Genomic DNA, 24,521 nt, shown 5'->3' with positions numbered 1-24,521 from the left:
GCCCGCGACATGGAAAACGTGCACGCAGCGCGTGCTTCAACTGTCTGCCGGGGCGAAAGCGCTACGCCGGGTTCAGGGCACGACCTGGTCGATCGAGATTTCGATCGGCCCGCTCTGCCCCGTATCCGCCTCGATCGCCGCGGACTGCAGATCGCCGGGCTTCGGCGATGCGTCGCCGCTTTTGGAAATGCGCGCGGTCACCGTAATGCGTTTGAACTTGGACAAACGCATCTCCGGCACCATGGCATCCGCGTCGGTCAGTTCGATCGTCGTCGGCAGATCGGACGCCTGGAGACGGCGGATCGCGAGCGGCGTCGGCGGGCCACCGGCCGCTTTGGCGAACACGAAGACGGTGTCGCCCGGCGATGCCTGCCCTTCGCGCTTTTTCGCCAACGCCACCCGCACCTGCAGGCGCGGGCCGCCGCCGGCAGTGGCTGCGGCTGCGGCGGTACCACCCAGCGCGCCTGCCATCGCAGTGCCCGCCGTCGGTTCGCCGCGCAGATGCGCTTTGGCATCGCCGATCATGTTGTTGACCGATTCGAGCACATCCGAATCGGGGCCCAGCTGTTTGCGGATCTTTTCCCAGGACACGATCGCCTCGGCGTAGCGTCCATTCTGGTAATCGCTCATGCCGATCAGCCACAGGCCGTCCTGGTTTTCGGGGTCGGCCTTCATCGCATGGTGGATCATCTGCAGCGGCTTGCCTTCGATCCGGCGGGTCGTGCTGGTCAGGGCGAGGGATTCCGCATACGCGATCTCGATCGCCGGACGATCCGGGGCGAGTTCGTAGGCTTTCTGGAACGCTTTGCCGCCTTCATCGTTGCGTCCGACGGACTGATAGGCGCGACCGAGCAGCAGCCAGCCATCGGCATCGCCCGGATTCTTCTCGAGTTTGGCGCGCAGGCTGCCGATCGCCGCATCCATGTCCATCGATGTCTTGGCACCCCCCGCCGCTGCAGCAGGCATCGCCGCGGTCGAAGCGGCCGATCCGGCCTGCGACAACGCATCCGGTGTGCCGACGGCGCGGTACAGGCCGAACACGCCCAACGGCAGCAGAATCGCGATCGACACCATGACGATCTTCACCGTGCGGGTCGTCTGCGGATTCGCGGCGGTGTCCGCCGGCGCGTCCTCGGGCAATGCCGCGAGCTTGGCATCGAACTCCTCACGGGTCAGCACGCCTGCATCGAACGCATCCTGCAGCGCTTTTCGACGCGGGTCTTGGCCCGGATGCGCGGCGCCCGTCTTCCGGCGCCACAACGGCAACAGCAGGAACATCAACAGCAGCAGCGCCAGCATCGCGCTGACAAGATAAAAAACGGTCATTCCCAATCTCCGGAAGCGATATCGGTCGCATCGTCGCCGGCAACGGGGCCGTTGCGGCGGACGATACGGATCAGCACGAAAAGAGCGACCGCGAACATCGCGGCGGGCCCGAACCACAGCAACCATGTCGTCGGCTTGACCGGTGGCTTGTAGAGAATGAAATCGCCGTAGCGGTCGGTCAGGTAGGCCTTGATCTGTTTGTCGTCGGCACCGCTGCGCATCTGTTCGATCAGATCGCGGCGCAGGTCCTGGGCGAGACCGGCGGTGGAATCGGCCAGGCTTTCGTTCTGGCACACCAGGCAGCGCAGTTCCTTGGCGAGCCCCTGGAATCTGGCCTCTTCCGCGGCATCCTTGAACTGGATCGGATCGATCGCCTGTGCGGCGAACGCGAGCAGCACCAGCAACAGTCCAGCGAACAGTCTGGCGATCATTTCGACGACTCCTGTTCCATGGTTTTGATGATCGGCATCAGCTTGGTCCGCACGACTTCGGAGGTCAGCGCGCCGATATGCTTGTATCGGATCACGCCCTTCGCATCGATCAGGAAGAGTTCGGGGGCGCCATACACGCCGAGATCGATCGCGACGTCGCCTTCCAGGTCGGCGAGCACCACGTCGTAGGGATCGCCGAACTGTTTCAGCCAGCTGGTCGCATCGCTGGGTTCGTCCTTGTAGTCGAAGCCGATCAACGGCACGCCCATCTGCCTGCCTTCGGTCATCAGCACCGCGTTTTCCTCGCGGCAGACATAGCACCAGCTGGCGAACACGTGCAGCAGGTAGGGCTTGCCGAGAAACGAGCGGCTGTCGACGATCCGCTCGGGGTCATTGAGCACCGGCAGCGAAAACGCGGGCGCCGGCTTGCCCACCAGCGGCGACGGCACTTCGCTGGTGTTGTGGTCGCGCACGTACACGAGTCCGGCACCGAGCAGCGCGAACAGCGCGAGGAATCCGGCGAAGGGCAGTATCCGCGAATTCATGCAACCGCCTCCGCAGAAGCAGGAATCACGTCGTCCGCATTGGATTTCGCAGCGCTGGCATTGACGGCGGACCTGCGGAAGCGCGGATCGGTGGCGACGACCAATCCACCCAGCATCATCAGGATCGCACCGCCCCAGACCCAGCGGATGAAAGACTTCAGGTAGACGCGCACGGACCACGCGCCATCGATGCCGCCCAGCGGTTCGCCGAGTGCGACATAGACATCGCGGTAGAACCCGGGTTGGATCGCCGCTTCGGTCTGCACGTTCGAGCCTTCCGAATACTGGCGCTTCTGCGGACGCAGGATCCCGACTTCCTTGCCGTCGCGGACCACCCGGATCTGGCCTTCGTCGGCGATGTAGTTCGGCCCTTCGACCCGCGTGATCTCGCCGAAGCTGAATGCGTAGCCGCCCACGTTCACGGTCTCGCCCTGCGCCATCCGCAGATCTTTTTCGACGCTGGTGCCTTCGGTGATCAGCACACCGGCAAAGAACATCGCGACGCCGAGATGGGCGATGACCATACCGGCCTGTTCGCGATTGAAACGTTGGCCCGGCGGACGTTCGCGCACGCGGAGGGTGACAAAACGGATCACGCCCATCGCCACCCAGACGCAGGCCGCCACGCCCATCAGCGCTTTCCACGAATGGTTGTCGAAGACGAGCCAGGCGACCGGCACGGCCACGAGCGCCGACGCGAGCGCCGGCACAAGCCGCCGCATCGCGATGCGCAGATCGTCCGACCCCCAGCGCAACAGCGGCCCGAACGGCAGCATGATCGCGATCGGCACCATCATCCACAGGAACATCGTGCCGAAATACGGCGGGCCGACCGAGATCTTGCCCAGGCCGAGCACGTCGGCGATCAGCGGATACAGGGTTCCGAGCAGCACCATGCCTGCCGCGCAGACGAATACGAGATTGTTCGCCAGCAGGATCGACTCGCGCGATGTGGTGCTGAACGCCAGTCCCCCGGCGACTTTCGGGGCACGGATCGAATACAGCAGCAGCGAGCCGCCGACGACGACGCCGAGGAACATCAGGATGAACATGCCGCGTTCGGGATCGCTCGCGAACGCGTGCACCGACGTCAACACGCCGGAACGCACCAGGAACGTGCCGAGCAGACTGAAGGAGAAGGTGAAGATCGCCAGCAACTGCGTCCATGCCCGGAAACCGCCGCGTTTCTCGGTGACCGCCTGCGAGTGGATCAACGCCGTCCCCGCGAGCCACGGCATGAACGATGCGTTTTCGACCGGATCCCAGAACCACCAACCGCCCCAGCCGAGCTCGTAGTACGCCCACCAGCTGCCCATCGCGATGCCGAGCGTCAGCGAGGCCCAGGCGACATTCGTCCACGGCCGCGACCAGCGCACCCATTGCCGGTCCACCTCACCGCCGAGCAGCGCAGCGATGGCGAAGGCGAACGCAACCGAGAACCCGACGTAGCCGGTGTACAGCATCGGCGGATGGATGATCAGTCCGAAATCCTGCAACAGCGGATTCAGATCCTTGCCGTCCATCACCGCCGGCAGCAAACGCGCGAACGGATTCGATGTCAGCGTGGTGAACAGCAGGAAGCCGACGCTCACCCACCCCAGGATGGCGAGCACCCGCGACAGGAATACCGGCGGCAGATGCTTTCCCAACACCGCCACGCACACCGTCCACAGATTGAGGATCAGCACCCACAGCAGCAGCGAGCCTTCGTGCGCGCCCCAGACACCGGACACGCTGTAATACCAGGGCAGGCGCAGGTTCGAATTCTGCGCGACGTACATCACGGAGAAATCGTGGACCAGCATGAGATAGACGAGTATCCCGAATGCGATTGCGACGAAAAAAGCCTGCGCATAAACGGCAGGCTTCGCGACCGCCATCAGCAGCGGGTTTTTCTGATGGGCGCCGATCAGCGGCACCACTGCCTGCACGATCGCGACGAGCAACGCCAGGATCAGTACGATTTGGCCAAGCTCTGGGATCATGCATTCGCTCCGGGTGATGGATTCAAAGGATGGTTCGAGCCGTGTCTCAAGGTGCTCCGCACCGAGAATGTCGCGCCATGGCGCCCCGTCGCCATGACCTCATCCGACCTCATCGGATGAGGCTGCATCGAGTTGTCTTCCGTTCGCAGAAACCGATGCGCTTCTGGCGACTGGGCAAGATGACCGTGTCCGGAATCGATTTGCGTGACAGGGCGCACAAATCCTTGACGCAATCGGAATCTTTCGATGTCCGGTCGGCGATCGAGCGCCGATCTTGATCCCGTCGGTGCGAATGAATCGCATTCATGGAGGCGCATGCGCGCTCAGCGCTCCGGCATCGGCGCTGTCGCGGCGGGTGTTCCCGCTGCAGCGGCGCCCGTCGCCTCGGGTACGTTGTGCTTCTTGTGCGCCAAACCCATCTTGTCGGCCACTTCCTTCGGCACGTAGGTCTCGTCGTGCTTGGCCAGCACCTGCTCGGCGATGAAGATCTGCCCGTCCATCCGACCGGTCGCCACCACCGCCTGCTTCTCGCGGAACAGATCCGGAAGAATCCCGGTGTAGCGCACTTCCAGTTCGCCGTCGCCATCGGTCACTTTGAACCGCGCTTCCATCGAGCCTTCGGCGCGCTGGAGCGAATTGGCCGCCACCATGCCGCCGAGGCGGAACACCGCGTCGCCGGTCTTGACCTTCGCGCCCGCTTCGTCGGCGAGGATTTCGCTGGGCGTGTACAGATAGGCGACATTGCGCTGCAGCGCCAGCGTCACCAGCGCGGTCGCGGCGACGGCCGCAGCCAGCAGCAACAGCACCAGCACGAGGCGGCGTTTACGGGTGGGGTTCATCGTTGCAGCTCCGTGGGAATGGGCGCGTCTTGTTGCGCGGATGCGCGCCTCGCACGCAGAGAGACGTTGCGCAGGATACGGCGGATGCGCAGCAGCGGTGCGACCAGGTCCCACAGCAGCACCACCGCGAAGATCGCGTAGGCCGCGACGACATAGCCCAGATAGGTCATGGCCCACGCTCCGCTGCGGTGTCGATCCCCGCACGCTGCCGCACCCAGTCCTTGCCCGCTTCGCGTTCCAGATTGTCCGCGCGCGCCCGCAGCAGCAGCGAACCGACGAACCACAGCTTGGTCCCCAGCACGATCGCCACCAGCGGCGGAATCATGCTGGCATCCATGCTCGACTCGCCGAACATGCGGATGGTCTGGCCCTGGTGCAGCGAGTTCCACCAGGTCACCGAGTAGCGGATCACCGGCAGCAGCGCGACCCCGACGATCGCCAGCAGACCGGCGGCGCGCGCGGCGTTGCGGCGGTCGTCGATCGCCTGGTACAGACCGATCACGCCCAGATACAGGAACAGCAGGATCAGCTCGCTGGTCAGCCGCGGGTCCCATTCCCACCACGTGCCCCACATCGGCTTGCCCCAGATCGAGCCGGTGGCCAGGGTGATCACGGTGAAGGCCGCACCGATCGGCGCGCAGGCCATGGCCAGGATCTCGCACAGCTTGATCCGCCAGATCAGCGCGATGGCCGCATAGAACGCCATCAGCGCGAAGATGAACATGCTCATCCATGCCGAGGGCACATGGATGTAGAGGATGCGGAAGCTGTCGCCCTGCTGGTAATCGGCGGGAACGACGAACAAGCCCTGCCAGCCGCCCCAGAGCATGACCAGCACGCCCAGGCCGAAGCACCACGGCGCCCAGCGCGCCGCGAAGCGGTCGAAGTACGGCGGCGAACCGAGTTGGTGGAACCAGCGGACGAGGGGGTTCATGGGTCAACGGCACACCCGTCGCCGGGCGCTCCACGGGGGAATGGAGGGGGCATTCTGGCGGCCCCGCGCCTGAAGAACATTAAGGCGCCTTAATCTGCCGCCCTCCCCTTTCTCGACAACCCGACACATCGCCACACGATCCTGTCGGCGCAGGCCCGTCACACCGCGTCGCCGGCCTCCTTCATCTGCTGCTCAAGACGCGTTTTGAGACCTTCGTCCAGTTTGAGCTGCCGCGCCAGTTCGTCGAGATAGGCACGCTCCATGAAGTTCTGTTCGTCCACCGCGAGCAGGCTGGCCAGATACATCTCGGAGGCCATTTCCGGAGTGGTCGCGGCACGCGCCACTTCGGCCGGGTCCAGCGGCTTCTGAAGTTCGGCCTGCAGCCATTGGCGCACTTCCGGCGCGGCGTCGAGGCGGCTGAATTCGCCTTCGATCACCTGACGCTCGCGATCATCGACATGGCCATCGGCCTTGGCTGCGGCGATCAGGGCCTTGAGAATCGCCTGACTGTGCGATTCGATCTCTGCGGGCGGCAGCGCATCGAAGGTCTGCGGCGCAGCGGATGCGGTCGCCGCTCCGGCGCCGGCCTGCTGCTGTTTCCAATCGCCATAGGCTTTGTAGGCCAGCGCACCGACCGCTGCGAGGCCGCCATACATCGCGACCTTGCCGCCCATCTTCCGCACCCTGCGGTTGCCCAGCAGCAGCCCGAGTGCGCCGCCCGCCAGTGCGCCCTTGCCGAAATCGCCGCCCACGCCCTTGCCTCCGGTGAGGTCGCCCACGCTCTGTTGCGCGGTTTTCAGCAGTTGATCGAGAAAGCCTTGGGTCTTCATGCGCGATGCTCCGGGAGTGGGGTCGAATTCGATGAAGTGTGGACCCATCGCACCCGCTTCAACCATCCGGAAGTCATGCTCGCCACCATCCCGGTCGCCATATTCAGGCAAGTCGTGCGCATCCGGCGCAAGATGCCTGCGACACTCCCAGCAGCTTCCGCCCGGTCGCTTCCAACCTGTTGAAACGGTCACGGCAGCGTCACCCGCTATCCGTTACAACACCACGTCATCCGACATCGAGGCACGCCCCCATGCCCACGTCTTTCCCGGCCCCACGCCGTATCGCGCCGCGCGCCATCGCATTGACCTGCACTCTCCTGCTGATGACCGCGTGCAGCGGCACGATCGGCAGCGATGGCGTCCAGCTGACCTCCCGCAAAGAACGCGAGACCGCGGCCTCTCGCAGGCAATCGCCGACGCCTGCACCTACTGCTGCCGAAGCCGCCGTCAAACCCAGAATCACCGGCGGCCCGCAGCGCACCACGCAACTGCCCAGCCCGCCGTTCGTCAGCACCTCGTTCGGGACCTTCAACGAACCCTGGGCGATGACCTTCCTGCCCGACGGCCGCCTGCTGGTCACCGAGAAACCCGGGCAACTGCGGCTGTTCAATACGGTGACGAAAACCACCGGCACCATCACCGGCGTGCCCGCCGTGGCCTATGGCGGACAAGGCGGCTTCGGCGAAGTCGTGCTGCATCCGCAGTACGCCAACAACCGCTACGTCTATTACAGCTATGCCGAAGCCGGCAGCAACAGCACCTATGGCGCTGTCGTCGCACGCGCGCAGCTCTCGCTCGATGCGAACGGCGGCGGCAGTCTCGGCACCTCGCAGGTGCTGTGGCGGCAATCGCCCAAAGTCGGCGGCCAAGGGCATTACAGCCACCGCATCGCCTTCGGCGCCGACGGCAAACTCTGGATCACCTCAGGCGAACGCCAGCAGGGCTCGCCAGCACAGGACATGGGCGGCAATCTGGGCAAACTCATCCGCCTCAACGACGACGGCAGCGTGCCCGCAGACAACCCGTTCGCGAATCAAGGCGGCGTGGCCGCACAGGTGTGGTCGCTGGGCCACCGCAACCTGCTGGGTATCGCCTTCGATGGCGCCGGACGACTCTGGACCCACGAAATGGGCCCCGCCGGCGGCGACGAACTCAATCTGATCGAACGCGGCAACAACTACGGCTGGCCGATCGTCTCCAACGGCGACAACTACGATGGCTCGCCGATTCCCGACCACCCGACGCGCCCCGACTTCAACGCCCCCGAAACCTGGTGGACCCCGGTCATCGCGCCCGCCGGCTTCATCATCTACTCCGGCAACCTGTTCCCCTACTTCAGGGGCCACGGCTTCATCGGCGGCCTCGCCTCGCAGGCATTGGTGCGCATCCAGTTCGACGGCACCACCGCGCGCGAAGCCGAACGCTACCCGATGGGCAAACGCATCCGCGAGGTGGAACAGGGCCCCGACGGCGCGATCTGGCTGCTCGAAGATGGCGCGGGTGGACGATTGTTGAAACTGACGCCGAAGCCGTTGTAGGCCGTGCAGCAGCAGGGCGGATAAGCACGACGTCCACAACACACAAGCCCCGCATCAGCGAGGCTCGTGGTGTTTGCGATCTGTTACATGCGCTGGCATCTGCTCGCCATCGGTCCCGATCGAAGCAGGCATCACGGACCGTTCGCCTGCCCAATCCGGCGGCAACCAGCCCAGCCGGACAAAACGGTGGAACGAAGAATACGGCCAGTCACGCACAGCAACCGCATGCCCGTGCTTCACCGGATTGATGTGAATGTAGTCGGCGTGATGGCGAAGATCGGTCTCGTCACGCACAGGACGTTCCCAATAACGACGTTGCCACACCCCACGCTCGCGTCGCGCGATGCGCACGGCGGAGCGATATTCGACCGGCGGAAGGCATCGACAAAAACCGGATTTGATCCGCGCCCAGCGTCCCGCATTGTCGCCGTCGCCGTCCGGCAACCGCCACAGGCAATGCAGGTGATCCGGCAGAATCACGATCGCGATCACATCGAAAGGCTGCGCATGTCGCGCAGCCCGGAACGATGCGCGCAGATCATCGACATGATCCACCAGCAGACGCCGCCGGCGTTCCAGCAGATTCACGGTAAAGAAGAACGTGCCGCCCGGCACGTGTTCGCGGCGATAACGAGGCATCCCCCAGCATGCCAACGCCACGAAGCCCACAACATCGGAAAACCCCGAACACAGCGTCGGCATTCCCCGCAACACATGCCGCGCTCCCCGAAGGTGCGCCAGGGCGCACCCTATAACAAAATCCTGGGAAGTTTAGGGCGTGCTCAAGCACGCCGCTTGTACGGGTTACAGGCCTTCATCGGCGTCACCCAGCAGACCATCAACTCCTACGAGACGGGTCGGCGTCGCGTGCCGGTGTCGCTCCTCGCTGCGATCGCGCGACGGCTCGGCATCAGCATCGAAGAACTTGTGGGCGAGCCAGCCAAGAGCAGCAAGCGCGGCCCCACGCCGAAGCTGCAACAACAGATGGAGCGCATCGCGCAGCTCCCACGCGCACGACAACAGTTCGTCATGCAAGTCATCGAGTCGGTGCTCGCGCAACGCCCATAACGCACAAGCCCCGCGCGTGGCGGGGCTCGTCGTTCGCTCATTCGGTGCGCCAGGGCGCACCCTACGAGAGAATGTTAGGGCGCGCCCCGGCGCGCCGTTGTACGAGTTACAGGCCTTTAGGTTTTAACCCGCCGTACGGCCGTACGGATTGCACCTTACGGCCTATTTAGCGCCATTGTTTGTCCACTGTTTGGCCGGTTCAATACGACCAAAGCCTCATGGGCTGCCCGGGACAGCCTTCGCCAGCATTGTGTTTTAACAAAATCATCCAAGGCAGGAAGATTATGTGGAGTTTCTTCGGCAACTTCACTTAATACCGCATTAAATAAACCAAGAGCAACAATCTCTTCATTGCTAAAGGCTTCACGGAAATTTACGTCGTCCGGAAAAAAGCTGTCATCCCATTGATTGAACAATTCGGCTGACACATCGACATGAGAAACTTCATGCTGATACTTCACCTGTTCTTCTTCGGATGAAATCAAGACAAGAGTTTGCACTAACATCGTGCGCATATTTTTAGAAATTTCATTCATATCTAGACCTCCTCACGGCGATGACCAGCTGGACCATTTTTTCCACTCATCAAGCGGGATGTGTGCCTCAACAGCATTGTCCGCAATACTTCCATTGATGGGTCTACCGTTTCTGCCTATAACTTGCCCGTTTTGGCGAACTATTACATGATCAACTCGTTGAGTTGGCTGGCTATTAGCCGGGTTGCCTCGATCAATTCGAACGCCATTCCCTTTATTCGATGGATCCGTCCAACGAACGCCCTCTCCTTTCCTTGTTGGTACGCCTTCACCCCAACTTGAAGGCAATTTACTTGATGCCGCCTTTCCAGGAGACCATGCAGGGCTACTTTCCGCCGCAGATTGCAGCGCCCCGCGTCCGGTCCCAGCCTGCCTCATCGACGGAGCACCAGCCTCCGCCGCACCGCCTACGCCTCTTGCAGCCACTGGCGTTAACGCAGTCAGCACCAATGTGCCTAGATTGCTTGCAAAAGCACCCAGCAATTCCTTGTTCTCAATTGGCACTTCCGGAATGCCAATCTGATTATCTGGATTCAAGCGATTATAAATACCGCCCAATGGTGCCGCGTTGATAGCACTGTTTAGGAGCCCAATGCCACTGTTTAAAAGCCCCTTCCCAAAGCCTTTCGTATCATCCAAATCACTTCCAGGCTCACCTCGCGACTGAAGGTCTTGGGCGTTCGGAACAAATGCCCGACCGATCGCACTTTTGATGCGACTTGCGATTCCGCTGCCAGATCCATTGCGATTTTCTGAAGTCGCACTCGCACCTGCGGATCCACCATTGCTCAAGGTGCCAATACCGCTTGCCGCCAGTTTTCCAAACGTCCCTTTATTCGCAAGACCGGATGCAGACTCTCCCGTCTTGGTATCCGTCACCGTGATGGTTTCGCAGTTCTTGATATGCGATCCGGTATCAGCTGAGCAATACCCAGTCGGATCCGTGCCACTGAGCGGATTGTTGAGGATGTAACTATAAGGATTCAACGACTGCGAATTCAACGGAAACTGGATGAATGGATCCACCCCCGTGAACCGTCCGAGGTTGTAGTCGTAAGCCCGCCCATTCATATGAATCAATTCAAGCTGGTTCAGATGTTCGTGCTGGGTAAAGCCCTTCGGCGTCACCGCCGTGCTGGCGATCTTCGCCGGACTCAAGTCGTTCCAAGTGCCATTGCGGGGCTTGCCGAACGCATCATAACCGCGCGTCTCGATCACACTGCCGCTGGCATTCGCCACCGCATCCACGCTGCCGAGTCGGTCCTTCAGCAGATACTCGACCTTGCGTGTCGCGCCGGTCCTGCTGATCACCGCGTAGTCGCCGATGTAGACCTTGGTTTCGCCGGTGTCGGTGCGATGCTCGTAGCCCGGCAGATACACGCGGTTGCCGTCGCTGCCCCAACTTCTTGTCCGCTGCCCATCCGTGCCGTAGCGGAAGTCGTCCCGCAGCGCGCCGCGCTGGGCCACCGTCGGCAGATTCTGGTGATCGTACTTCAGGCTCAGGCCCGCATTGTCGCCGGTCAGGTTGCCGTTGGCGTCGTAGCAGTAAGTGCGTGTGCCGCCTGCCGCCAGCGCGACCGATTTCACCGCGTTCGCGCCGCCGCCGCAGGACCCGCCGGTGTAGCTGTAGGCGTTCGCGGTGTTGCTGCTGAAGTCGCTCTTCTTCGTCAGGTTGCCCACTGCGTCGAAGCCATAGTTCACCGTGCCGCTGGCTGCGCCGCTGCGGATCGACTGCACCACCCGGTGCAACTCATCGTAGCTGTAGTCCTCGCGGCTGGCGCCGCCGTTGAGGCTCTGTCGTTTCACGTTGCCGAACACGTCGTAGCCGTAGCCCAGCGTGCGCAGATTGCCGCTCGCGCCGCTGTAGGTCAGCCCGGTCAGCTGGCCGGTCTGATGTTGGTATGTCGGCGTGAGGATCACCCCGTTGCCGAAGCTTTCCTGCGTGGCCTGACCACGTGCGTTGGTGCTGTTCGTACGCCGGTACTCGATGCCCGTACCCGGATCCTTCTCGGCGAGGGCATGACCGTAGATCGAGTACAGCACCTGCACCGCTTCGCCGTTGGGATATTCCTGTCCCACCGGGCGACCGTGGTAGCTGTCGTATTTCGTGCGTATGCGGTAGCTCTGCGTGCCGCTGGCCAGCGCCTGCGTCACGTCGCTCTGGATCGGCCGCGCCAGACTGTCGTAGCTGTAACTCGTCCAACGCTCGGTCTGAGCCCCTATCATCCGGTGGGACGACGCCATCTGCCCGCGCGCCGTCGCAGGGTCGTAACCCCAGGTATCCCACACCCGTTCGGCCTGGCCGTCTCCGGTCACATCCAGCGTCGCCTCACGCGCCGTGGCCCTGCCCAGCTTGTCGTAGGCATACACCGTGGTGACGCCCCGCGCATCCGATTGCGCTTGCACCTCGCCCAGCGCGTTGTACGCGAACCCCCAGCTGCCCTGGTTCGGATCGTTCACCGACATCCGCTGGCCGATCGCGTTGTAGCTCGCCTTCGTCACCACGTTGTTCGCGTCTTCGATCGCCGCCACGTTGCCGTTGGCTTCGTACCAGAAGCGCGTGCGGCCATTGAGCGCGTCGCGCGTCTCCACGTAACGACCCAGACTGTCGGTGGTGCGGCTCAAGCTCAGCCCGAGGACTCCGGGAGCATCACTGCTGCCCTGCACCTGGATATTCGTGGTCCGGCCAGCGTAGCTGTACGTGGTGACCATGTCGCCGCGGCCGTCTTCGCCCTGCTTGGGGACACGTTTGTAAGTCATCCGTCCTAGAATATCGTTGTAACTGAAATCGCTCCACGGAATCGAGGCCGTGTCGCTGAACGGCTCGGTTTCCCACAACACCTGACCACGTGCTGTGTATTCGCGCATCACATGCGTCCATACCCCGTCCATCCGCAGTTCAGCGGACATCCACACCCTGCCTTGTGCGTCGTGCCGCGACAGCAGTGTCGGGCTGCCGTCCTGCACCGTGATCATCTGGTACTGCTCGACTGGCTTCCAACAAAAACTCAAATTGCACTTATTAACCGCTAACTGTTGATCAGGCGCCACGTACACCGCATCCGTCGCTCCCCTGAAGCGCTTCTTGACCACGAATCCGAACGCGTCGTAATCGATCAGCGTGCGCAGGCCGTTGGCATCGGTGACGCTGCTGGGTTGGCCGTCCCTGGTCCGCACCGTGGTCGTCGCGCCGTGGCCCAGGGCATTGACCACCGCCAGCGGGAAATAGCCATCGGCGGTATACGTGGTGCCCGTGCTGCGGGTGCCGTTGGCATCGCCTGAAGCGCTCACCGCCACACCCGTGGGCAGGCCATGGTTGTTCGTCGTCGGATACGTGTATGCGGTCACCCGTTGCTGGTTCGTTACGCCCGCTTGCACCGTCTCGGTCGAGAGCGTGCGATTCGTGTTCCACGCATAACTGCTGCTGACGGTGTTCGCCGGGTTGCTCGTCCCCGCCGGCAACGCGTGCTGTGCCGCATCCCAAGCGGTCTTCGTAGTCACCAGTTTGCTGGTCAACTTGTCCAGCCACCAGTTTGCGGTGTCCACGGTGTAACTGTTGACCTCGCTCACGCACTGCCGGTCCAGCCGGTTGCTGGTGCCGCTGGCGCTACCAGTGCCCGCATCGCGACTGTACACCGTGCGCTGCACCAGATTGCCCCATGCGTCGTAGCCGGAGCCGTTCGACAACGTGCCCGCGCAATTGCCGTCGTCCGCCGCGATCTCCTGCGTATGGCCCAGCGTCGCTGGCGTACCACCGCTTGCGGCCGTGGTCGCGTCGTACGTCCACGATTCCTTGGTGTCGAGGAATGGGAAATACCGCGTCGGCACGCCCAGCGTCGGCACGCACGCCGCCGCGTTCGCGCGATTCGTGCGGTCGCAGCGCCAGGCGTAGGTTTGCTTGCTGATGGGACCGTCTTCGCCGCTCCGCGTGATCGGGTTCACCACCACCCGCTCGGGTTGGCTGGTCAGCGGAAACTTCTGGTGGAAGGTGGTCGTGGTGCGCAGGCCGGACAGCACGTCTTCTTCGATCAACGTGCGGAAGCCCTGGAATCCGCGCCCCTGATTGTTGTAGACCGCTTCGCCATAGCCGTAACGCCATGTGCGGAGTCCGCCGATGCCGTCGCTCTGGATCATCTCCGACACCACCTGCATCGACGAGGTGAAGTAGATGTGGCGCTCGTCGATGTAACGCTGCGATGCCACCGTCGGCACCGTGTACAGCGGGGTCATGCCTGCGGTCCGCCCGGCTTTGCCCGCCAGCGGCGAATACGTCCAGACCACCTGTTGGCCGAAGCCGTCGGTGACCATCTGCAACATGTCCTGGGTCTGCGGGGTGATGCCGTCCGGATTCTTCAGCGCGCCGGGGCCGAGATTTTCGTTGATCAGCATATTGCCGGTGAGGATCGGCAGGCCACCGGGCAGCGTCTGCGGCGACACCGTCGAAGACACCGGCACGCCACCGCGCGAGGTGAGGATGCCGAAGGAATCGCGCAGCGCGAACTCGGGCGAACTGAGCAACAGCCCATCGGCATGACCATCGCCGTACAGGTCTTCCGATGGCAGATTCACCGCACCGGACACGATCCCGGTCGCGGTTTCGCTCACCACCGGCGCGCCGGTGGCGCTCTCGACGATCCGCAGCGCATTGAGCTTGTAGCTGCTGTAGTCGGTGAAGCCTTTGGCGTGGGTCGCGATCGCGAGCTGATCGATCTCGGTTTCGGGCACGCCGTTGCCGTCGTAATCGACCGTCACGCCGGTGCCTGCGCCGCCGGGGATCGGCTGCGCTGTGATCGGATCTTCCGGACAGACCCAGCGTTCCTGACAGGCCAGACCGACGCCATCGCCACCCGGGCATGCACCGTTGTCGACGTATTTGTAGGTGCAGATATTGGCTGCGAATGCGGTCGGGAAAAGAAGTTCGCTGCGACCGTCGCCATCATGATCGCCCGGCGCGAGATGCCCGGCCTGCCACGGCTGCCAGACTTCGGCGCAGTGCGTGTTGCTCCCGCTGCTGCCATCGCCGCAGCCCGCCAGGCCGGCCGAAGTGTTGAGGTCGTAGGCTTGGCCGAGAACGCCGCCGCGGTTGTAGCGCAGCTTCCATTTCACGTCGCTGCCGATGTACAGCCAGTCGTCGAGACCATCGCCGTTGGCGTCCATCCACATCGAGAACAACCCGGTCTTGTCCTCGTGCGCGGTGCGCGGGTATGCGGTCTGGAACAAACTCGAAAACGACTTCTGCAACAGCGAATAGGTGCTGCCCTGTTTCTGCCCGAAGAGGATGCGATGGAGCTTGCGGCCCTTTTCGGTGCCGATGGGCGTGGGCCAGAACGCAAGATCGGATTCGATCAACAGGTCCGGCAAACCGTCGCCATCGAAATCGCTGACGCTCTGCAGTTGCTCGCCCTCATACATCACGTCGCCGACATGCGGCACGTTGAGACAGTGGGACGCCACTTCCGGAAACGTTGGCGGCGAAGCGCCATTGGCCTGATTCCGGTAAATATAGATCTTGACGGAACAACTGCCCGCGCCGCTGTTGATACGCTTCAGCAATACGATATCCGCGCGTCCGTCGCCATCCATATCGCCGACGTGCTTCAGACCATCGATCCCATTGCCGGTCCCGGTCACGGCGATACCCGTATTCAGGATCGTGCCGAACGCGGTCGCGAAATTGCTGTCGGTCGGCGAGCCGTTCCAGGCGCGCACGACGATGGTGCCGCTACTGCTGTCGCGGGCGACGAAATCGACGCGCCCGTCCTGATTGAAGTCCGCCGACCCATGACGCAGATCGATCAACGCGTACTGCGACGGAATCGCCATCGACCAGCGCACGGTGCGCTCGGGGGTGAGCGAGACGAGATGGCTCGTCACCGTGCTGCCGCTTCTGCTGGTGGTGATGACCTCGGTCGCGCCATCGCCGTCCATGTCGCCGACCGGTCTCAGTCCCGTCACATCGGCTCCGGCACCCAGCGAAAGGCTCGGCATCTTCATCGAATGCATCACCGGGCCCTGCTGCCACGCGAACGTGGTCGGCGGCTTGCAGATCCAGTTCGTACCGTCGAACGCACAGTCCGTCGCCGATTGCAGCAGGCTGCGGCCGGTGGTGGTGCTGACGCCGGTGCCGTAGCTCAGCACAACGCTACGGACAGGTGCGCTCACTGCGTAGGTCACGACCGATTGCAAACGCTTGGTCTGCCGAGTAATCCCGCCAGCAAGATAAGAGGAGGATCGATCGTTGGTGCCGGCACCAGACGGCCGGTCCTCATAGTTGAACACCACCCGGCGATCGCCCAGGGCACCGGCGAAGCCGGTGTACCAGATTTCCTTCGCCAACGTCTCGCCATCGCCATAGCTCGTATAGACATAATCCATCGCGTTGCCGACGCGGTCTTCCAGGCGCGCGATCATCCAGGTCAGCGGCACGCTCACGCCGCCGGGCACGACGCGCGCGGTCGACGCTGCTGTGCCGGTGTTGCCGTAGTAGGCGATCTCGCCGGATTTGCGTTCGACCTTGAAGTAGCTGGTGGCGGAGACGAGGTCGCCGCCGAGCTGGGTCACGCGTGCGAACGATTCGAGTTCGGTGCCGTAAGTGGCGTTGACCGCACCATAGGTGCCGCCGGTGAGGATCAGGCGTTGGCCATCGAGGCACAGGCGGTCGCTGGCATCGAGTTGGACCGCGCGGATCTGGCCGTCCTGTTCGAGTGTCTGCGGGCAACGATGCAGCGACGACAGGCCTGACAACGACCAGCCCATGCCGGCGATGCCGTTGCCGGCGCGGCTGCTGTAGTTCAACGACAGGCCCGGCTGCATGCCGCGACGCCCGGGCGGAACAGCGATCGGAATCTCGTAGCTGGCCGCGCCGCCGGAGACGCTGGCGGAACCGGCAAGCCGGCCGACCGTGGGATCGTGCGCCGGCAATTGCCCCTGCAGACTGACCGGCGCCTGATCGCCGATCAGATCGAAGGGAATCGGTGCAACCTGCGCGTAACTGCTCGGAAACGCACCCGGATGCCCCAGGCCGACCAGCATCGTCAGCAACATCGTCGCCAGCCCGACCCGGGCACGGCCCAGAATCCTGCCACTGCCCGTCATACCGATCGCGCCACTGCGCCGCACGGCGCCCTCTTGCCGGTTTCGCATGCTGGTTCCCTGTCCTTTGCTGCGCGGGAGTATAAATCGACTCGATCTCAAAAGTTGAGCTCGATCACGCTTTCCGTGCGTCCTCCAATCTTGATGGCGAATCTGGATGGAACACCCGCTTGCGGCACAACCGGAAGCGGCGGCGTGATCGACGGGTGCAAAGCCACGTCCACGGCGGACGATGAAGCATCGCCCGTGGTTCGATTGTTTGAAGAGAGTGGTGGGCCGTGAAGGATTCGAACCTTCGACCAAAAGATTAAAAGTCTTCTGCTCTACCGACTGAGCTAACGGCCCACGTTTGTATCAACCGCGCCGGCCCGGGGGCCGCCCGACCTTGCGCCGGGGCGCGCATTTTAGCTCAAACCGCGCGCGGATGGGTCAGCCGGCGACGTAACGGGTGGGATCGGCCACGCCGGCCGCCGCGAAACCCTCGGCGCGCAGGCGGCAAGCGTCGCAATGACGGCAGGCGCGGCCCTCGGCGTCGGCCTGGTAGCAGGACACGGTCTGTGCGAAATCCACGCCCAGACGCAGGCCTTCGCGGACGATGTCGCCCTTGGTCATCCGCATCAGGGGTGCGTGCACGCGGAAAGCCGCGCCCTCGACGCCGGCCTTGGTCGCGAGATTGGCCAGCGCCTCGAAGCCGGCGATGAACTCGGGGCGGCAGTCGGGGTAGCCCGAGTAATCGACCGCGTTGACGCCGCAGAACAGGTCGGTGGCGCCCAGCACTTCGGCCCAGCCCAGCGCGACCGACAGCATGATGGTGTTGCGTGCCGGCACATAGGTGACCGGGATGTCGGCGCCGATGACGTGGCCGTCGGTGTCGATCGGGACGTCGATGTCCGCGGTCAGCGCCGAGCCGCCGAGGCTGCGCAGATCGACATTCACGGTCTTGTGCACGGTTGCGCCGATGGATGCCGCGACGCGCACGGCCGCGTCGAGTTCGGAGGTATGGCGCTGGCCGTAGCGCACGCTGAGCGCATGCGGCGCGAAGCCTTGTTCACGGGCGATGGCGAGCACGACGGCGGAGTCCATGCCTCCGGAGACGAGAACGACGGCTTTCTTCATTGGGCTTCGCCAGGGGCGGAACGATCGGGAGGAATCGTCATTCCCGCGAAAGCGGGAATGCTTGTCAACAGCCGAAGGCTGGTCATCCAGTGCCTTTGTATTGTTGGTCGGGCGACCGACCGAAAAACCAAGCCGCTGGATTCCCGCTTTCGCGGGAATGACCGATGGAACTGTGCCTTTGTTGCCGTATTCACGTCACCTGCCCGGCTCGTCGTTCCAAAGCAGCTTGTGCAACTGCATCTGGAATTTCACCGGCAAACGATCCTGCACGATCCAGTCGGCGAGATCGCGCGCGGAGATCTCGCTTTTGCTCGGCGAGAACAGCACGTCGCAACGTTCGCTCAAGCGATGCCCGGCGACGATGCCACGCGCCCAGTCGTAGTCTTCGCGACTGCAGATCACGAACTTGATCTGATCGTGCGCATCGAGCAGCGGCAGGTTCTCCCAGCGGTTGCGATCGACTTCCGCCGAACCGGGCGTCTTGATGTCGAGCACGCGCGAGACGCGCGGATCGACGTCGGCGATATCGATCGCGCCCGAGGTTTCCAGCGACACCCGATAGCCCGCATCGCACAGGCGGCGCAGCAGGTCGAGGCAGCGTTTCTGGGCCAGGGGTTCGCCGCCGGTGACGCAGACATGACGCACGCCGTGGCTGGCGACTTCGGCCAGGATCGCGTCGATATCGCGCCATTCGCCGCCGAAGAACGCGTAGGCGGTGTCGCAGTACTGGCAGCGCAGCGGGCAGCCTGTGAGGCGCACGAACACCGTCGGCCAGCCGGCATCGCGGGCTTCGCCCTGCAGCGACAGGAAGATTTCGGTGATCTTGAGGCGGTCCGCCGCTGCGGCAGCCGCAGCGGTTGCGACGGTGGTCATCGCGGCATTTTATCGGACGGAGGCGCTTCGCACGCGCCCTGCAGCCCGATGCGGGTCAACGCACCCGCGACAGCTGGATCGCGCGCAGGCGGTCGTCGGCGGTGCGCGCCGCTTCGCTGCCGGGATAGCGCGCCACGACCTTGCCCAGCGTGGCTTCGGCGGCGTCGAGCTGGCGCAGGCCGTACTGGCACAGGCCGACTTTCAGCAGTGCGCCGGCGGCCTTGTCGTGGGTGGGATAGCGGTCGATCAGGCTCTGGAACTGTTCCTGCGCCAGTGCGTAGTTCTGGGTGACGTAATAGCTTTCGCCCAGCCAGTACATCGCATTCGGGGCATAGGCCCCGCTGGGATGGATGTCGAGAAAAGCCTGGAACATGCGCGCGGATTCGGCGTAACGACCGGCTTTCAGCGCATCGAAGGCGGCGTTGTAGGCGCTGCGCTCGTCGACGCTCTTGCCGAGGGTCGCGGCGTCGCCGTACACGCGCGGCGGCGTGTCCTGCACGGCCGGAATCTGTGCCGGCGGCGGTGTCGCAACGACCGGGGCCGGCACGGTGGCATGCGGTGCGACAGCCGGCGGCGGCGTACCGCTTTCGAGCCGGTTCAAGCGTCCGTCGAGATCCAGATACTGGGTGCGGCCACTTTGTTTCTGCTGTTCGAGCTGCTGCTGCAGTTCTTCGATCTGCGCGCGCAGCGACTGCACTTCGGTCTTCAATTCGCCGACCTGGTTGAGCAGATCGAGATTGCCCGAACGCATTGCGGAGAGTTGCTGCTCGAGCGCGGTGAGGCGATCGCCCGTGCTGACCCGTTGCGCGGATGCCGGCGCGGCGAAAGCCAGTGCAAGAACGAGACAGGCGGACAGCGGAAAGCGTCTGATGATCACGACGGCACGACCCAGGCGAAGAGTGTTACGAAAAGACACGGCGGCAATGGACGCGGCGACGTGAAGCGCGGACCACGCGAGGACGCGATGGGGCATCGCGAACGATGCCCCATGCGGAACATCACTTCGCGGTGTAGACGATCTCGACCCGGCGATTGCGACTCCAGCAGTCTTCGCTGGAATCGGTGCAGGTCGGACGCTCTTCGCCGTAGCTGACGACCGAGATCTGGCCGCCGGAGCCGCCGTTCGCCTGCACCGAGGACGACACCGCATTGCCGCGGCGTTCGCCCAGGCCGACGTTGTATTCGCGGCTGCCGCGTTCGTCGGCGTTGCCTTCCAGGGTCATGCGCGCGCTGGGGCGATCGCGCAGATATTTGGCATGGCAGGCAACGATGTCCTGGAACTCGGGCTTCAGCGCATCCTGGTCCAGATCGAAATACACCACGCGCTGGCGCAGACACGCATCGGTGTCGAGATCGGCCGGGCCGTAGGCGCCGGTGCGGATCGGGCCGTTGTCGGTGACCGTGCCGGTGCCGGTGTTGGTCGTGCCGCTGGAGGCGCTGCTGTCGGTGGCATCGGTGTTCGGATCCTCCTTCACTTTCTTGGTACAGGCAACGGCGGTCATGCAGAGGATCGCGGTGATCAGCACTCGGGTGGTCGTGTTCATGGTGGTCCTCGTCTTTGTCGCGGGTGAGTCACGGGGGAATGGTTCGGAAGCGGCGGGAAGCGCAGGCTGGGCATCAGCGCGGCAGGCGATACGGGCCCCAGGCGGGCTCGCGCACATCGCCGTTGGCCAACACCAATCGCTGGCGGACGCGGGCATCGGCGGACACCGCGTACAGCACGCCACGACGGCCTTCGCGCGCGGCGTACAGCACCATGCTCGCGTTCGGCGCGAAGCTCGGCGATTCGTCGAGCGAACCCGGCGAAAGCATGGACCAGCGCGGCGAACCGAGGCTGCGGTCGAGCATCGCGATACGGTACACGTTGCCGCTGCCCTGTGCCACGGCCAGCTTTTTGCCGTCGTAGGACACCGTGACCTTGGCGTTGTAGCTGCCCTGGAAGGTGACGCGGCTGGCGCTGCCGCCACTGGCGGACACCTGGTAAATCTGCGGTTTGCCGCCGCGATCGGAAGTGAAATAGAGGGTGCCGCCATCGGCGCTCCAGGTCGGCTCGGTATCGATGCCGAACTGGTTGGTCAGTTGGGTCAACGCGCGGCTGCCCAGGTCCATCACATAGATTTCGGGGTTGCCGCTCTTGGAAAGCGCCATCGCCAGTTTGCGGCCATCGGGCGAGAAGCTCGGCGCGCCGTTGATGCCCTTGAAACCGGCGACGGTTTCGCGCGCGCTGGTGGCGATGTCCTGGATGATGATCGAGGAGTTGCCGCGCTCGAAACTCACGTAGGCGAGCTTGCGCCCGTCCGGACTCCACGATGGCGACAGCAGCGGCTTGTCGGAACGCACGACGGTCTGCGGGTTGTAGCCGTCGGCATCGGCGACCATCAGCGCGTAGCGCGTGTCCTTGCCCAGACCGGAGGCGGTGATATAGGCGATGCGCGTCCAGAACGCACCGCGCACGCCGGTGATTTTTTCGTAGATGGCGTCGGCGACCTGGTGCGAAACGTCGCGCATCGCGTTGGCGCGTGCGGTCAGCGCGAAGGCGAGCAGACGGTTCTTGCCGATATCGAACAATTCGTATTCGACGCGATAACCGCCATCGCCGGCATCGAGCACGCGACCGACCACCACGTAATTCTGCTTCGCCTGCTGCCAGAAACCGAAGTCGATTTCGCTGCCGCGGGTCGGCCGCTGCGCGCCCATCTCGGCATCCGGCATCGGCCGGAACTGGCCGGAGCGGGCGAGATCCGCACGCACGACACTGGCGACATCGGTCGGTGGCGGCGTGCCGGCGCCTTGATACGGCATGGTCACCACGGCGATCGGCATGGCCGAGGCATTGCCGCCGACGATGTCGATCTCCAGCCCGCGCGATTGGGCGAACGCCGTGAAGGGCAGCAGCAGTGCGAACAGGAAGGCTTTCGAAAGCAGGTTCTGCAACTGGCGTGTTTTCGAAAGCATCGTCTTCTGCGACAGGGATCGGGTCATCGGGTATCCGGGCGACTCACGGGAGGGGACAGCTTGGCCGCGAAAGCGGTCAGAAAGATGAACGAACCCGGACTCGAGAGGCTTTGCACGGTCGGCTTCAACGATCTTCGGCCCGGAAATTGATGGTCAGGTTGCGGCTGAACACGCTCTCGAAGCCCCGGTACGGCAACGGCTGCGCCTTGAGCACGGCCGCTTCGACCGAACGCCGACCCTGCTCGTCGTAGGGACAGGACGGGTCGACCTGGGCATCAACGACTTCGCCACCGGGGATCTGCCGGATCATGATCTTGCAGACCTGCAGCGACGAGACATTGTCCGGCTGGGTCCAGTTGTTGCGGATCGCGTCGGTCAGCGCCTTCGTGTAGGCGGCGCTGAGATTCGGTTCGCTACCCCGGTTGCCCGGCGGCGGGCTGGCGCTGGCGGCGGCAGCGGATGCGCGCCGCGCTTCGCGGTCGGCCATCTGCCTGAGCTTTTCTTCCGACAAGTCGATCGCACGTCGCTGTTCCGCCCGCTGGCGACGGATATCGGCGAGTTGGCGCTCGCGCTCCAGTTCCATCGCGGTACGCGCTTTCTGCTCGGCCTGCTGCTGGCGTTCGCGTTCGGTCAGATCGACCTGGGCCTGGCGCTGTTTCGCTTCCTGTTCGCGCGCGGCGGTGTCGGACGAAGTGGAATCTGGCTTCACTTCTTCCTGGTCGACCTCGTCCGGATCGGGCAATTGCTCCTGCGGCTGCAATTGCTGTTCGGGTGGCGTTTCTTCCAGGGGTTCGGGCAGCGACTCTTCCGGCAGCGGCTCGTCCAGTGCCTCCGGCTGCGGCTCGGGTGGCGGTGTCGCCTGCGCCAGCGGTTCGGGTTCGCGCCGCAATGCGCTGCGCATGCTCGAAGGGAGCGCGTTCAAATCGACGACATCGGCGCTGATCGGTTCTCCAGCAGCGGAGGATGGCGGTGCGCGCCACAGCGATGCGACCAGCAGCAACAGCAGCGGCAGCGCGTGCAGCAGCAGCGCGAAGGCGACGGCGATGACAGTGTCGGCGCGGTTTTCGCGCATGGGGTTACTTCCCCTCCGCCGGCAGGCTGACCAGGCTGACCTTGGCGATACCGGCGTCCTTGATCAGGTCGATGCCTTTCATCAGCGTCTGGTAACTGGCGTCGCGCTCGCCGTTGACCAGCACCGTGGCAGCGTCGTTCTGGCCGTGGATGGCTTTCAGCTCCGCAGTGATGTCGGCGGCGGTCATCTCGCGGTTCTTGCCGCGCTCCAGCATCAGCGCGTAGCGACCATCCGCGTAGACGCTGACGACGATCGGATCTTTCGGCGTTTCCAGCGATTTGGCCCGCGACTGCGGCAGATTGATATCGGTGCCGAGGTTCAGCAGCGGCGCGGTCACCATGAAGATGATCAGCAGCACCAGCATCACGTCGATGTACGGCACGACGTTGATCTCGGCTTTGAGCTTGCGCTTGCGGATGCGGCGCCCGGAGGCGGTGACGGCCATAAAAACACCTGTTGTTCTTGATCGTCATCCCCGCGAAGGCGGGGATCCAGCGTCTTTGCCTTTGCGTCCGAATCCGAACCAATGAGCAATCGGCTTGCGGGCTGGATTCAATCGTCGTGAAGTCGCTGGTTCCCGCGTTCACGGGAATGACGGGGTGATCGGGGTTTGTCTTACGCCTCTTCGATATGCGCCTGACGCTGCAGGATCGACGAGAACTCTTCGGTGAAGGTGTCGTAGCGCACCGCGATGCGTTCCACCCGGGTGGCGAACCGGTTGTAGGCCCAGACGGCGGGAATCGCCGCGAACAGACCCATCGCGGTCGCCAACAAGGCTTCGGAGATGCCCGGCGCGACGGTGGCGATGGTCGCCTCTTTCATCGTGGCCAGTCCGTGGAAGGACATCAGGATGCCGAGCACGGTGCCGAACAGGCCGACGTAAGGGCTGATCGAACCGACGTTGGCGAGGAATTCGAGATTGTGTTCCAGGCCGTCGAGTTCGCGCGAGACGGTCGCGCGCATCGCCCGTTGCGCGCCTTCGAGCTGCGAGCGCGCATCCATGCCGCGACGTTGGCGCACGCGGTTGAATTCGCGCATGCCGCCCTCGAAGATCGCTTCGAGGCCGCTGATCTGCTGCTTGCGACCGCTGGCTTCGGCGTAGATCCGGCCGAGATCGGCGCCGGCCCAGAAACGCTCTTCGAAGCCGTCGGCCTCGCTCTGTGCGCGATCGAGCACGCGCTTCTTGCGGAAGATGATGATCCAGGACGCCACCGAGGCCAGCAGCAGCAGCGCCATCACGCATTGCACCGGCAGGCTGGCGTCGATGATCAGTTGCAGGTAATTCAGGCCGCCGCTCTGCGCACTGGCCGCACCCGCCGCGTCGGACAACGGCTCGATGGCGGTGGCCTGCAGCAGCATCGCTTGTGAAAACATCTTTCGA

The 24,521-nt window shown here is 63.8% G+C and carries 20 protein-coding genes, 1 tRNA gene and 1 pseudogene; 2 read left to right on the top strand and 20 right to left on the bottom strand.

The window, feature by feature from the left end:
* Positions 1-72: 72 nt before the first annotated feature.
* The 8 genes from HOP03_11020 to HOP03_10985 all read right to left on the bottom strand — a co-directional run bounded on the left by HOP03_11020 (position 73) and on the right by HOP03_10985 (position 6,890).
* Positions 73-1,326, bottom strand: a complete 1,254-nt coding sequence (locus tag HOP03_11020; protein NOT88703.1) for a tetratricopeptide repeat protein — start codon at positions 1,324-1,326, stop codon at positions 73-75.
* Positions 1,323-1,757, bottom strand: a complete 435-nt coding sequence (locus HOP03_11015; protein NOT88702.1) for a cytochrome c-type biogenesis protein CcmH — start codon at positions 1,755-1,757, stop codon at positions 1,323-1,325. Before HOP03_11015 ends, HOP03_11020 begins: the two co-directional genes overlap by 4 nt.
* On the bottom strand, positions 1,754-2,302 hold the full coding sequence (locus HOP03_11010) for a DsbE family thiol:disulfide interchange protein (protein NOT88701.1): 549 nt from the start codon (positions 2,300-2,302) through the stop codon (positions 1,754-1,756). Before HOP03_11010 ends, HOP03_11015 begins: the two co-directional genes overlap by 4 nt.
* A complete protein-coding gene (locus HOP03_11005) occupies positions 2,299-4,287 on the bottom strand; it encodes a heme lyase CcmF/NrfE family subunit (GenBank protein NOT88700.1) in 1,989 nt (662 codons plus the stop codon). Before HOP03_11005 ends, HOP03_11010 begins: the two co-directional genes overlap by 4 nt.
* A gap of 323 nt (positions 4,288-4,610) precedes the next feature.
* Positions 4,611-5,126: a cytochrome c maturation protein CcmE gene (ccmE, locus tag HOP03_11000; GenBank protein NOT88699.1), complete on the bottom strand. Its 516-nt coding sequence runs from the start codon at positions 5,124-5,126 to the stop codon at positions 4,611-4,613.
* Entirely contained in the window at positions 5,123-5,296 is a 174-nt protein-coding gene (gene ccmD, locus HOP03_10995; protein ID NOT88698.1) for a heme exporter protein CcmD, read from the bottom strand. Before ccmD ends, ccmE begins: the two co-directional genes overlap by 4 nt.
* On the bottom strand, positions 5,293-6,060 hold the full coding sequence (locus tag HOP03_10990) for a heme ABC transporter permease (GenBank protein NOT88697.1): 768 nt from the start codon (positions 6,058-6,060) through the stop codon (positions 5,293-5,295). Before HOP03_10990 ends, ccmD begins: the two co-directional genes overlap by 4 nt.
* Positions 6,061-6,218: 158 nt before the next feature.
* Positions 6,219-6,890 (bottom strand): tellurite resistance TerB family protein, encoded by a 672-nt coding sequence (locus tag HOP03_10985; protein NOT88696.1) that lies wholly within the window; start codon positions 6,888-6,890, stop codon positions 6,219-6,221.
* A gap of 323 nt (positions 6,891-7,213) precedes the next feature.
* Here HOP03_10985 and HOP03_10980 point away from each other — a divergent pair, with 323 nt between their 5' ends.
* Positions 7,214-8,428, top strand: coding sequence for a PQQ-dependent sugar dehydrogenase (locus tag HOP03_10980; GenBank protein ID NOT88695.1), 1,215 nt, complete (start codon positions 7,214-7,216; stop codon positions 8,426-8,428).
* 144 nt (positions 8,429-8,572) lie between these two features.
* Here the strand turns inward: HOP03_10980 and HOP03_10975 are convergent.
* Positions 8,573-9,067, bottom strand: a pseudogene (locus HOP03_10975) (transposase).
* Between the two features lie 75 nt (positions 9,068-9,142).
* On the opposite strand from HOP03_10975, the gene HOP03_10970 reads away from it, so the two are divergent.
* Entirely contained in the window at positions 9,143-9,496 is a 354-nt protein-coding gene (locus HOP03_10970) for a helix-turn-helix domain-containing protein (GenBank protein NOT88694.1), read from the top strand.
* Positions 9,497-9,651: 155 nt separating this feature from the next.
* Here the strand turns inward: HOP03_10970 and HOP03_10965 are convergent, their stop codons facing one another.
* From HOP03_10965 to tolQ, 11 genes are all read right to left on the bottom strand, one after another.
* A complete protein-coding gene (locus tag HOP03_10965) occupies positions 9,652-10,032 on the bottom strand; it encodes a hypothetical protein (protein NOT88693.1) in 381 nt (126 codons plus the stop codon).
* A gap of 12 nt (positions 10,033-10,044) precedes the next feature.
* Positions 10,045-17,175: a hypothetical protein gene (locus tag HOP03_10960; protein ID NOT88692.1), complete on the bottom strand. Its 7,131-nt coding sequence runs from the start codon at positions 17,173-17,175 to the stop codon at positions 10,045-10,047.
* A 218-nt stretch (positions 17,176-17,393) separates the two neighbouring features.
* Positions 17,394-17,469, bottom strand: a tRNA-Lys gene (locus HOP03_10955).
* Between the two features lie 84 nt (positions 17,470-17,553).
* On the bottom strand, positions 17,554-18,240 hold the full coding sequence (gene queC / locus HOP03_10950) for a 7-cyano-7-deazaguanine synthase QueC (GenBank protein NOT88691.1): 687 nt from the start codon (positions 18,238-18,240) through the stop codon (positions 17,554-17,556).
* 195 nt (positions 18,241-18,435) lie between these two features.
* The gene (gene queE, locus HOP03_10945; protein NOT88690.1) at positions 18,436-19,113 is read right to left on the bottom strand and encodes a 7-carboxy-7-deazaguanine synthase QueE; all 678 of its coding nucleotides are present in this window, start codon (positions 19,111-19,113) and stop codon (positions 18,436-18,438) included.
* A 55-nt stretch (positions 19,114-19,168) separates the two neighbouring features.
* Entirely contained in the window at positions 19,169-20,086 is a 918-nt protein-coding gene (gene ybgF / locus HOP03_10940; protein NOT88689.1) for a tol-pal system protein YbgF, read from the bottom strand.
* A gap of 25 nt (positions 20,087-20,111) precedes the next feature.
* On the bottom strand, positions 20,112-20,657 hold the full coding sequence (pal, locus tag HOP03_10935) for a peptidoglycan-associated lipoprotein Pal (GenBank protein ID NOT88688.1): 546 nt from the start codon (positions 20,655-20,657) through the stop codon (positions 20,112-20,114).
* A gap of 73 nt (positions 20,658-20,730) precedes the next feature.
* Positions 20,731-22,068: a Tol-Pal system beta propeller repeat protein TolB gene (gene tolB, locus HOP03_10930; GenBank protein ID NOT88687.1), complete on the bottom strand. Its 1,338-nt coding sequence runs from the start codon at positions 22,066-22,068 to the stop codon at positions 20,731-20,733.
* Positions 22,069-22,192: 124 nt separating this feature from the next.
* Complete coding sequence (locus tag HOP03_10925; GenBank protein ID NOT88686.1) at positions 22,193-23,140, bottom strand: protein TolA; 948 nt, start codon at positions 23,138-23,140, stop codon at positions 22,193-22,195.
* Between the two features lie 4 nt (positions 23,141-23,144).
* Positions 23,145-23,585: a protein TolR gene (tolR, locus tag HOP03_10920; GenBank protein NOT88685.1), complete on the bottom strand. Its 441-nt coding sequence runs from the start codon at positions 23,583-23,585 to the stop codon at positions 23,145-23,147.
* Between the two features lie 170 nt (positions 23,586-23,755).
* On the bottom strand, positions 23,756-24,514 hold the full coding sequence (gene tolQ / locus HOP03_10915) for a protein TolQ (GenBank protein ID NOT88684.1): 759 nt from the start codon (positions 24,512-24,514) through the stop codon (positions 23,756-23,758).
* Positions 24,515-24,521 lie beyond the last annotated feature (7 nt).

This window comes from Lysobacter sp., assembly GCA_013141175.1.
Taxonomy (GTDB): Bacteria; Pseudomonadota; Gammaproteobacteria; order Xanthomonadales; family Xanthomonadaceae; genus Lysobacter_I.
The sequence above is the reverse complement of the archived record's forward strand: the minus strand, read 5'-3'. Positions and strand labels throughout refer to the sequence as shown.

Coding starts and splice junctions, on each gene's coding strand:
- HOP03_11020 (NOT88703.1), bottom strand. CDS start 1,326: ATGACCGTTTTTTATCTTGTCAGCGCGATGCTGGCGCTGCTGCTGTTG.
- HOP03_11015 (NOT88702.1), bottom strand. CDS start 1,757: ATGATCGCCAGACTGTTCGCTGGACTGTTGCTGGTGCTGCTCGCGTTC.
- HOP03_11010 (NOT88701.1), bottom strand. CDS start 2,302: ATGAATTCGCGGATACTGCCCTTCGCCGGATTCCTCGCGCTGTTCGCG.
- HOP03_11005 (NOT88700.1), bottom strand. CDS start 4,287: ATGATCCCAGAGCTTGGCCAAATCGTACTGATCCTGGCGTTGCTCGTC.
- ccmE (NOT88699.1), bottom strand. CDS start 5,126: ATGAACCCCACCCGTAAACGCCGCCTCGTGCTGGTGCTGTTGCTGCTG.
- ccmD (NOT88698.1), bottom strand. CDS start 5,296: ATGACCTATCTGGGCTATGTCGTCGCGGCCTACGCGATCTTCGCGGTG.
- HOP03_10990 (NOT88697.1), bottom strand. CDS start 6,060: ATGAACCCCCTCGTCCGCTGGTTCCACCAACTCGGTTCGCCGCCGTAC.
- HOP03_10985 (NOT88696.1), bottom strand. CDS start 6,890: ATGAAGACCCAAGGCTTTCTCGATCAACTGCTGAAAACCGCGCAACAG.
- HOP03_10980 (NOT88695.1), top strand. CDS start 7,214: ATGACCGCGTGCAGCGGCACGATCGGCAGCGATGGCGTCCAGCTGACC.
- HOP03_10970 (NOT88694.1), top strand. CDS start 9,143: ATGCCGCGCTCCCCGAAGGTGCGCCAGGGCGCACCCTATAACAAAATC.
- HOP03_10965 (NOT88693.1), bottom strand. CDS start 10,032: ATGAATGAAATTTCTAAAAATATGCGCACGATGTTAGTGCAAACTCTT.
- HOP03_10960 (NOT88692.1), bottom strand. CDS start 17,175: ATGCGAAACCGGCAAGAGGGCGCCGTGCGGCGCAGTGGCGCGATCGGT.
- queC (NOT88691.1), bottom strand. CDS start 18,240: ATGAAGAAAGCCGTCGTTCTCGTCTCCGGAGGCATGGACTCCGCCGTC.
- queE (NOT88690.1), bottom strand. CDS start 19,113: ATGACCACCGTCGCAACCGCTGCGGCTGCCGCAGCGGCGGACCGCCTC.
- ybgF (NOT88689.1), bottom strand. CDS start 20,086: ATGCCCCATCGCGTCCTCGCGTGGTCCGCGCTTCACGTCGCCGCGTCC.
- pal (NOT88688.1), bottom strand. CDS start 20,657: ATGAACACGACCACCCGAGTGCTGATCACCGCGATCCTCTGCATGACC.
- tolB (NOT88687.1), bottom strand. CDS start 22,068: ATGCTTTCGAAAACACGCCAGTTGCAGAACCTGCTTTCGAAAGCCTTC.
- HOP03_10925 (NOT88686.1), bottom strand. CDS start 23,140: ATGCGCGAAAACCGCGCCGACACTGTCATCGCCGTCGCCTTCGCGCTG.
- tolR (NOT88685.1), bottom strand. CDS start 23,585: ATGGCCGTCACCGCCTCCGGGCGCCGCATCCGCAAGCGCAAGCTCAAA.
- tolQ (NOT88684.1), bottom strand. CDS start 24,514: ATGTTTTCACAAGCGATGCTGCTGCAGGCCACCGCCATCGAGCCGTTG.